7 protein-coding genes are annotated in these 10081 nt (G+C 69.5%); 2 read left to right on the forward strand and 5 right to left on the reverse strand.

Features of this window, described 5'->3' with window-relative positions; all coding sequences use genetic code 11:
• From I5G_RS04010 to I5G_RS04020, 3 genes are all read right to left on the reverse strand, one after another.
• Nucleotides 1-797, reverse strand: a 797-nt coding sequence (locus tag I5G_RS04010) for a carbohydrate ABC transporter permease (protein WP_022877907.1), incomplete at its 3' end; no start/stop codon positions are given.
• Between the two features lie 9 nt (nucleotides 798-806).
• Entirely contained in the window at nucleotides 807-1736 is a 930-nt protein-coding gene (locus I5G_RS04015; protein ID WP_022877908.1) for a carbohydrate ABC transporter permease, read from the reverse strand.
• Nucleotides 1733-3958, reverse strand: a complete 2226-nt coding sequence (locus I5G_RS04020; protein ID WP_083896539.1) for an alpha-galactosidase — start codon at nucleotides 3956-3958, stop codon at nucleotides 1733-1735. Before I5G_RS04020 ends, I5G_RS04015 begins: the two co-directional genes overlap by 4 nt.
• Nucleotides 3959-4081: 123 nt before the next feature.
• Between I5G_RS04020 and I5G_RS04025 the strand changes: the two genes are divergently transcribed.
• A complete protein-coding gene (locus tag I5G_RS04025; protein ID WP_022877910.1) occupies nucleotides 4082-5113 on the forward strand; it encodes a LacI family DNA-binding transcriptional regulator in 1032 nt (343 codons plus the stop codon).
• A gap of 74 nt (nucleotides 5114-5187) precedes the next feature.
• Here I5G_RS04025 and I5G_RS20445 read toward each other — a convergent pair whose 3' ends face one another.
• Nucleotides 5188-6285, reverse strand: a complete 1098-nt coding sequence (locus tag I5G_RS20445) for a M15 family metallopeptidase (RefSeq protein WP_022877911.1) — start codon at nucleotides 6283-6285, stop codon at nucleotides 5188-5190.
• Nucleotides 6286-6441: 156 nt separating this feature from the next.
• Here I5G_RS20445 and I5G_RS20450 point away from each other — a divergent pair, with 156 nt between their 5' ends.
• A complete protein-coding gene (locus I5G_RS20450; RefSeq protein ID WP_022877912.1) occupies nucleotides 6442-8577 on the forward strand; it encodes an intein-containing Rv2578c family radical SAM protein in 2136 nt (711 codons plus the stop codon).
• 50 nt (nucleotides 8578-8627) lie between these two features.
• Here I5G_RS20450 and I5G_RS04040 read toward each other — a convergent pair.
• Nucleotides 8628-10081: DEAD/DEAH box helicase (locus I5G_RS04040; RefSeq protein ID WP_022877913.1), on the reverse strand; the 1454-nt coding region annotated here is incomplete at its 5' end.

Here is a 10081-nt window from a genome sequence, read left to right on the forward strand (position 1 = left end):
GCACCGNTCAGCACGCGCGAGTCGTCGGCTCGACCGACCAGGAGGGGCCAGAAGTACTCGCCCCACGCGGTGATGTAGGTCAGCAGCGCCAGCGTGAAGACCGGCGTCGACGACATCGGGAGCACGATCCGGAAGAAGATCCGCAGGTGCCCCGCCCCGTCGATCTTCGCCGACTCCTCGACCTCGCGACTGATCCCGAGGAAGAACTGCCGCATGAAGAAGATCGCGAAAGGTGTCATGAAGAAGAACGGCAAGATGATGCCGGCCAGCGTGTTCAGGAGCCCCAGGTCGCGGATGAGGATGAAGTTCGGCAGCTGCACGAAGATCGGCGGAATCATGAGCGCCGTGAGGAAGAGGAAGAAGACCGCGTCCCGTCCCTTCCACTCCAGACGGGCGAAGGCGTAGGCCGCCATGGACGAGAACAGCACCTGTCCGATCGTGATGACGGTGGCCACGATCACGGTGTTGCGCAAGTACAGCCAGAAGTTGATCGACCCCGTCGTGCCGCCTTCGGCCGCTGCCTGCTCGGGCGAGGACAGGCCGAGCACGCGGGCGAAACCACCCCAGCTGAAGTCGACGGGGAGCAGGCTCCCCGCGTTGGTGTAAAGGGCGGTGTTCGTGGAGAGGGCCGTGCGCAACATCCAGTAGAAGGGGAACAGCGTGACGATCAGGATGACGACGAGGCACGCCCATGCGACGATGCGGCCGATGCCGATCCGGCGACGGGGTGCCGACGCGGTGGCGGCCTCGCTCGCGGCGGCCTCGGTGGCCTGGGGCGGTGTGATGACAGCGGTCATGAGGGGCTCCTAAGCCAGGTCCGAGGAGTTCGAGCGCATGATCTTGAGCTGGAAGTAGGCGACCACGGCCAGAACGACCAGCAGGAACACCGACATGGCCGACGCGTAGCCCAGATTGAACTTCTCGAAGGCCTGTTGGTAGATGTAGTAGTAGATGACCCGCGTCGAGTTGATCGGGCCTCCCTCGGTGGTGACGGCCACGGTGTCGAAGATCTGAAACGACCCGACGACGGTGATCACGAGGACGAGGGCGAGCACCGGACGCAGCAGGGGCAGCGTGATCGAGCGGAACATCCGCACCTCTGAGGCGCCGTCCAGGGCCGCCGCCTCGTAGAGCTGGGTCGGGATGGTCTGCAGCCCGGCGAACACCAGGAGGGCCGTGTACCCGACGTATCGCCACACGTTGATCAGCGCGATGGTCGGGATGGCCAGCGTCTCGTTTCCGAAGAACGCCATCCGGTCGCCGCCGATCGCGTCGAGGAAGACGTTGATGATGCCGGTCGAGTAGTCCATCATCCAGAACCACACGAGCGCGACGACGACGTTCGCGACCAGGTAGGGCAGCAGGATGATGCCCCGGATGACCGCGGACCGGGTGAGGCGGTGCATGAGCACGGCGATCCCGACGGCGAGGACGGTCTGCACGCCGATGTTGATCACGACGTACTCGACGGTGACCCCTAGGGAGTTCCAGAACAGCGGATCGCCGAACATCCGCGTGTAGTTGGCAACCCCGACGAACTTGCCCGCCCCGATCAGATTCTGGTCGGTGAAGCTGAACCAGATCCCTCGGAGCGAAGGGATCAGGTAGAACGCGAGGAAGCCGAGCGCGGCCGGAGCGACGAAGAACAGGGCGACCTTCGCGTCGCCTCGGCGTCGGCGCCTGCCCGTGGGGGCGACGATCGCCCGTGTGTTCAGGGGACTCGTTCGGGTGCTCATCGCAATGCCTCCACATTCAGGACGACACAGGTATCGGGATCCAGAGCGGGGATGTGGATGCCGACCTCTCCTAGGGCGGCGCCGCTCAGCACCGTGCCCTCGCGGGACCACGACGGATGGACCCGCGGGTCGAAGGGCCGCGAGTCCGCGGGCCCGCCGACCGTCACCCGGTACTCGCTTCGCGGGTCGAGTCCGGGTAGGCGCACCCGATCGGCCGGCCAGGTCACGGGGCGCTCACGCAGCGTCACCTCGTAGAGCGCACGGGTCCGGTCTTCGGCGACGGCGCCGTGGAGCCAGAGATCCCCGCCTTCGAGCGTCCGCCGGACGACGGTCCCCGAGTGGATGAGGCCGCGGACGTCCTTGTAGTACGCCACCCACTCGGCCAGCCGCGCGATCTCGCCCTCCGACGCGGAGGTGAGATCCCACTCGATACCGAAGTGGCCGAAGAGGGCGGTCGCGGCGCGGAAGTCGAGGTCGAGGCGGCGCTGAGTGGTGTGCGCGCGATCCGCACCGATGTGGCTGCCGACGAGCTCGGGCGGGAGGAGCTGAGCGGTCCATCGCTGGATCTGTTGGCGTTCCCGCGCGTCGATGCAGTCCGACGCCCACACCCGGTCGGTGTGGTCGAGGATCTCCAGGTCGACCCGCGCCCCTCCGGAGGAGCACGACTCTATCTCCAACCCGGGGCAGTCGGCGCGCACGGCGTCGAGGAGCCGGTACGTCGCGTACGTCTGCTCGTGGACGCCCGCGCGGCCGGTCCGCGTGGAACCCGCCTCGATGAGGTCGCGGTTGTGGTCCCACTTGATGTAGTCGATGCCGTACTCGCGGACAAGCGAGACGATCTGCCGGTGCACGTGCTCGAAGGCCCCCGGGTGCGAGAGATCCAGCACCTGCTGGTGACGGAAGTCGACCGGCAGGCGCCCCGGCACCTGAAGCAGCCACTCCGGGTGCGCCTGTGCCAGCTCGGAGCGCACGTTGACCATCTCGGGCTCGAACCAGAGTCCGAACTCCATGCCGCGCTGCTTCACGCCGTCGACAAGGGCGCGGAAGCGTCCGCCGCCCCAGACGTCCTCGGCGATCATCCAGTCGCCCAGCCCGGAGGTGTCGTCACGCCGGGAGCCGAACCAGCCATCATCCAGGACGAATCGCTCCACCCCCACGCGCTGCGCGGCGTCCGCGAGCTCCAGGATGCGCGCGAGGTCGTGGTCGAAGTAGACGGCCTCCCACACGTTCATCACGACCGGTCGAACCGACCGCGGGTGGGTGGCCCGGGCGCGGAGGTAGCGGTGGAACCGGCCGGCGACGGCATCCAGTCCCCGCCCGTAGGCGGCGAAGACCGAGGGCGTGCGATACGTCTCGCCGCGGCCGAGACGGATCTCTCCCGGAAGCAGCAGCTCCCCGCCCATGAGGACCCGCTCCCCCGAGAACGCGCGTTCCGCGAGAAGGCGGTGATTCCCGCTGAACGCCACGTGCAGGCCCCAGGCCTCTCCGCGGTCGAAGTCGAGGTCCGCCGATCCCGCGACGAGGAGGGTCGCGGCGTCCGCGCCGGTACGCCCGTGGCGTCCCTCGCGCAGGTGCGTGCCGACGGTGAAGTCGCGCCACTGCGGCACCTTCTCTTTGGCCCACCGTCCGGCGAGGTCGAACAGGACCTCGGCACGATGCGGCACGGGGAGAGCCAGCTGCAGGTCGTTGACGGTGTAGTCGCCGTCCGCTTCGTTGGTCACCTCGGCGTCGAATCGCGCCAGGCCGCTGGGAAGCATCTCGATGACCAGCAGGAGCCGGAGTCGGGCGTCGAGGTCGCGGGCCTCCACCTCGACGCGGCCTCCGCGGTCTTCGTCGATGAGGACGCGCACCGCGTCCGGGACGAACTTCGTCGTCCACGAGCCACCGGAGCGATGGCCGGACAGACCCGGCGTCCCGGTCCATCCGGTGGAGTTCTCGGGGAGGACGGAGACGACCACCGCGCTGTCCACCCCGTTCGTCGCCAGGGGCGCCTGCGCGTGCAGCTCAAGCTCGCGGGCGGTGTCCGTGCCCGCGTCGGGGAGGTCGGCGCCCCAGTGCACGACGTGGGGAAGCGCGCTCTGGGGGACGGCCAGAATGAGCGCCGCTCCGGCCGCACGCAGCGTCACGACCGAGGGCCAGGGTTCCGGTAGGTCGCCCTGCACTTCGGGGATCGCTTGCGTCGTCACAGCCTCTTCGCCTTCCTTGATCCATCCTCGGATCATCCTGCAAACGTTGGTCAAAGTAGCATGGCCTCCGCCGCTCTGCAAACGTTGGTCAAGAATTCCGCAGTCGGCGGATGGAAAGTCCACGCGCCCCTGGACCAACGTTGGTCATAGGCTGTTCGAATGCCGATCGAACGCGACGTCCCGGGGATCGTCGACGTCGCCGCCAAAGCCGACGTGAGCGTCTCCACGGTCTCGCGCGTCCTCTCGGGCCGCACCCGTGTGAGCGACCGCCTCCGGTCCAAGGTCGAAGCCGCCGTACAGGAGCTGGGGTACCGACCCAATGCGGCCGCCCAGTCCCTGGTCCGCGGTCGCAGCTCCACCATCGCCGTCTTCGCCCGCAACACCATCCGCTATGGGTACGCGGCGACGCTGCAGGGAATCGAGGAGGCGGCGCGCGCCGCGGGATACGTCATCATGATCGCGGTCGTCGAGTCGGGCGATCCTGCGGAGCTCGCCCGCGCCGTCGACGGCACCCTTTCGCAGACACTCGCCGGCGCGATCGTCATCGAGTTCGACGAGGTCGGTGTCAAGACCCTGGCCGCGATGCCGACGAGCCTGCCCGTGGTCGCTGCCGCGGGAGCGCGTCGGCCGCGCGGCACGACGCCGCACGCGTTCCTCGACGACTATGCCGGCGGCTACGAAGCGACGCGCTACCTCCTCTCGCTCGGCCACGAGACCGTCCATCACCTGGCCATCCCCGCGACACGGCCCCGCAGCGGCCGGGCCTGGGGGTGGCGGAAGGCGCTCCAAGACGCCGGGGCGGCGGTGCCCGCGCTCGTGCAGGCCGACTACTCCCCCACCTCGGGCTACGACACCGCGCGCGGGTTGCTCGAGGCGCCGGGACTCACCGCTCTCCTCTGCGGAAACGACGAGCTCGCCATCGGCGCGGCGCGGGCGTTCCAGGAAGGCGGACGGCGGATCCCCGACGACATCAGCATCGTCGGCTTCGACGACCAGCCCTTCGCGCGGATGTGGAATCCGTCGCTGACGACCGTCCAGCAGGACTTCGTCGACCTGGGGCGCCGCACCTTCGGACTCCTCGAACAGTGGCTCGCCTCGGGCGAGCGCGCGCAGGATTCCGCCGTCACACCATCCCTCGTGGTCCGAGAGAGCAGCGCGAGTCCGCTGCGCACGGTGTCAGCGAACCGCTGACACCTCTGCCGGGCACCCGTCGAACTGCGCAGCGACGCCCCGCCGACCGACCGCTCGCCCCGGCATCCGCTCGCTCAGTACGTCGGGGCGGCGGGAAGGCCGAAGAACTCCTCGAGCGTCGTGTAGCCGCCGTCGTGGTAGGCCTTGGCCAGCTCCGGCCCGATGTAGCGCAGGTGCCACGGCTCGGGCTCGTAGCCGGTGACGTCGATACGGCCGTCGACGTAGCGGGTGATGAAGCCGTACTCCCACGCGTGGTCGCGGACCCACGCGCCCTGGGTCGACCCGCCGACGTCGTCGAGCGTGCCGCACGACCGACTGCACGGAACGATGTCGACCGCGAGCCCGGACTGATGCTCGCTGAACCCGGCGCGCGCGCTCTCCTTGTCGGCCTCCGCGACGCCGCCGACCGAGACCCGCGCCGCGTACGTCTTCTGCTGCGTCTCGTACGAACGGAACGCGCTGAGATACCCGATCTCCCCGGCCCCGGCATCCTCGGCCGCCTGCACCAGCTTCGACAGGGCGTCGGCGGCCCGTTGCCGCAGCGCCGAATCCTCGAGCGCCCGCACACCGTTCGGCATCACGAGGTCGTTCGGGCGATAGTTCGCCGGGTCGTACGGGCGTTGCTTGTTGACGACGACCCATTGGCGGGTGGCATCCGCCAACGAGACGCACGGAGCGATCCCGGATGCCACGGCCGAACGGAACGCCTCCCCACCGCCGATCGCGGCGATCGTCGCTCCGTCGTCACCCGACGCCAGGGCGGAGGTGAACGCCGGATCGTCGCAGGGGCTCTTCGGGGCCGGCGCCTCGGCGATGACCGGGACAGGAAGCCCCTCGGCGGGTACCGCCGGCGGGCCGGCGATCGCCGCCGCGGCCTGCGGCTCCGCCGTCGGCGTCTGCCCGGACGCGACCGCTGCTCCGATCGCCACAGCGCCGGACGCGACGACGACCAGCGCGAGAGCTGCGACCGCGATGCGACGCCGGACGAGGAGCGGGATCGCGGCGAGACGCGGGATGCCAGGCGCCGAGGTGCGGGAGCGGAGGTCGCGCCGCGACGGTGCCTCGTCGGCATCCATTCGGGTCTCGGGGAGGGTGATCGCCGCCGTCGCCCGTCGCTCGGCCTCCGCGCGCGCGGCGCGGCGGGGCGAGGTCTCGGGATCGTGGAACGTCACTCGCCCCATTGTCGCCCGGGTATCCGCCGAGGTCGAGCGGGGCGCGGCAGTGTCGGGCGGATCCACGGCTGGGCGCGCGGGCGCCTGTGAGTTACTTTATTCTACCTATGACCCTCGCGCCTTGCCGATCTTTAGAACGTATGTTCTCATGGAGGGATGAGGTGGCAGGGACAGAAGCTCGGCGTCGACGACACGGCGGCGCTCCCCGGAATGGAGCGTATGGACGGTCTCGTTCGCTCGGTCACCACCCCGGAGTTCGCCGGAATGACGTTCCACGAGGTGCTCGCCAAGACCGCGCTCAACCGCGTGCCCGGCGCCTCCGCGATGCCCTTCGACTGGACGGTGAACCCGTACCGGGGATGCAGCCATTCGTGTGCCTACTGCCTCTCGCCGGACACACTCATCCTGGCTGCGGACGGACGGCACGTCCCCCTCGCGAACGTGAAGGTGGGTGACGAGATCATCGGCACGGAGAGGCACGGCGCCTACCGGCGGTTCGTGCGCACCGAGGTCCTGGCGAAGTGGCCCACGCGCAAGCGAGCCTTCCGCGTGACCCTGGCCGACGGTACCGAGATCGTCGCGAGCGCGGATCATCGCTTCCTCACGGACCGTGGATGGAAGTTCGTCCGCGGCGCGATGCAGGGGCCGAATCAACGCCCGTATCTGACGACGTCGAATCGTCTGCAGGGCTTCGGCCTGGGCGCGCCGATGGCTCGCCCCGCCGAGAGCGAGGATCGCAAGCGAGGGTATGTCACCGGCATGATCCGCGGCGACGGAATGATCTTCCATCGCACGTACGATGACGGGCGCCGGGTTCGCGACATCCATCGATTCCGGCTCTTGCTCGCGGACCTCGAGCCGCTCGTGCTGACGCGCACGTACCTCGAAGAGCTCGACATTCGAACCCGGCAGCGCCCCTTTGCCGTACCGGCGGGCTACCGGCCGATGACGGCGCTCCATACTGCCCGATCCGCGGACATTGCACGCCTCGAGGAGCGCATCGCCATCCCGTCGCGCCGCTCCTCCGAGTGGTATGCGGGGTTTCTGGGCGGCATCTTCGACGCAGAAGGATCGTGTTCACGGGGCATCCTCCGGATCTCGAATGCCGACACGGAGTTGCTCGACCTCACCGAGGAAGGCTTCGCCCACTTCGGGTTCGACGCTATACGGGAGACCAAATCGGGCACCGACGTATGCTCCGTACGTCTTCGTGGCGGACTGGCTGCGCGTCAGCGCTTCTTCCGCATTGCGCGCCCCGCCATGACTCGCAAGCTCGATGTCGTCGGGGCCGCCGTCAAGACCAGCTCCGACCTCCGCGTCGTCTCCGTCGAAGACCTGGGCTACGAGATCGACATGATCGACATCACCACCGGCACGGGCGATTTCATCGCCAACGGCGTCGTCAGCCACAACTGCTTCGCTCGCAAGACGCACGAGTACCTCGACCTCGACTCCGGCGCCGACTTCGACTCGCAGATCGTGGTCAAGGTGAACGTCGCCGACGTTCTGCGCGGCGAGCTACGGCGCGGATCGTGGGCGCGCGAGCCCGTGATGCTCGGGACGAACACCGACCCGTACCAGCGCGCCGAGGGGCGCTACCGGCTGATGCCCGACATCATCGGCGCGCTCACCGAGAACCGCACGCCGTTCTCGATCCTCACCAAGGGCACGCTGCTGCGGCGCGACCTCCCGCTGCTCACCGACGCGGCGAAAGAGGTCCGCGTGACGCTCGCGATGTCGATCGCCGTGTTCGACGACACGCTGCAGCGGTCGCTCGAACCCGGGACGCCCACCGCGGAAGCACGCCTCGACACCGTCCGCGCCGCCACCGACGCGGGGTTCCGGGTGACCGTCTTCCTCATGCCGATCCTCCCGCACCTGACCGACTCGGTCGCGGCGCTCGACCATGCCCTCGGGCGCATCCGTGACGCGGGCGCCGCGCGGGTCGTCTATGGCGCGCTGCACCTGCGCCCCGGAGCCAAGGAGTGGTTCCTGCAATGGCTCGAGCGCGAGCACCCGGAGCTCGTGTCGTCGTACCGCGGCCTGTACCCCGGGGTATCCGTGCAGGCGCCCCAGGCGTACCGGCGGTGGCTCGGCAAACGCGTCCAGCCCCTCCTGCGGATGCACCGCCTCGACGGGTGGGACGAGGACGACCACCCGCGCGGCAGGCCGCAACCCGGACTCGCCAGCCGCACCGCGACCGCGCCGCGGCTCGGCCCCGTGCGCACCACCGGGTCGACGGCATCCGCTCGCCCCTCCGTCGCGCCGGCGAGTGAACCCACCCTGTTCTGAGAACGCGAAAGCCCCGCCCGCACACGGCGGACGGGGCTTTCGACGGAGGCTCAGGACGTGACGTCGGAGAGCTGGCGACCCGCGAGCTCCTCGATGACGTCGTCACCGAGCTGCGTCTCCTCGAACGGCGCCTCGATCTCGGCGCGGTCCAGCAGCTCCGTCATACGACGGCGGCGCTGACGCGTGATGAGCGTCACCACCGTGCCCCGGCGACCCGCGCGACCGGTACGGCCGGAGCGGTGCAGGTACGTCTTGTACTCGTCGGGAGCGTCGGCCTGAATGACCAGATCGATGTCGTCGACGTGGATGCCACGAGCGGCGACGTCCGTCGCGACCAGCACGTTCACGCGGCCCGAGGTGAGCTTCTCGAGGTTGCGGGTGCGCTTCTGCTGGTTCAGGTCACCGTGCAGGGCGACCGCGGCGATGCCGGCCTCATCGAACTGTTCGGCGAGCATCTCGGCGTAGGCGCGCGTGCGGGCGAACACGAGCGTCTTGCCCTCGCGGTCGACGAGCGAACCGAGGATCTCGGCCTTGTCGCGGTGGTCGATGACGAGCACACGGTGGTCGATGGTGCCCGAGTCCTGGTCCTCGCCGGCGACCTCGTACACGGCCGGCTCGACGAGGAACTCATCGACGAGCGCGGCGACCTCGCGGTCGAGAGTGGCCGAGAACAGCAGCTTCTGGCTACCGTCCGCGGTCGCGCGGAGGATGCGCTGCACCGGCTCGAGGAAGCCGAGCTCGCACATGTGGTCGGCCTCGTCGAGCACCGCGATGCTCACCTCGGACAGGTCGAGCTTGCCCTGGTTGAGGAGGTCCTCGATGCGGCCGGGCGTCCCGATGACGATGTCGACGCCCTTCTTGAGCGCACCGACCTGGCGCGCCTGCGGCACACCGCCGTAGACCTGCGTGGTGAAAAGGCCGACGCTGCGCGCGATGACCTGGACGGTGCGGTCGATCTGCAGCGCGAGCTCACGGGTCGGCGCCAGGATGAGCGCCTTCGGGGCACGCCCGAACTCGCGGCGCTTGCCCGCCTGGGCGCGCAAAATGCTCTCGACGAGCGGGGCACCGAACGCGATGGTCTTGCCCGAGCCGGTGCGACCGCGCGCGAGCACGTCGCGGCCCTCGAGGATCGGGGTCACGGTCGCGGCCTGGATCGGGAAGGGGCTCGCAGCGCCGAGACCGGCGAGCGCGCGGACGATGTTGTCGCCCAGCCCGAGGTCGGCGAAGCTCGCCTCGGCGACGGTCGCGGCATCCACTGCCTCCGCCTGAAGACGCTCGTGGACGACGTCGACGCGCTCCTCGTGCTCGGCCGAGCGCTTCGGCGAAGCGTTCCAGTCGGAGCGGTTGGGGCCGTCGTTGCGGCGGGGACGGTCGTCCCGACGCTCGAAGGAGCGGGCGGGGCGGTCCTCGCGAGCGGGACGCTCATCGCGACGCTCGAACGACCGGGCCGGACGGTCCTCGCGGGCGGGACGCTCATCGCGACGCTCGAACGACCGGGCCGGAC

Origin of the sequence: Microbacterium sp. B19 (assembly GCF_000333395.1) — a bacterium.
Taxonomy (GTDB): domain Bacteria; phylum Actinomycetota; class Actinomycetes; order Actinomycetales; family Microbacteriaceae; genus Microbacterium.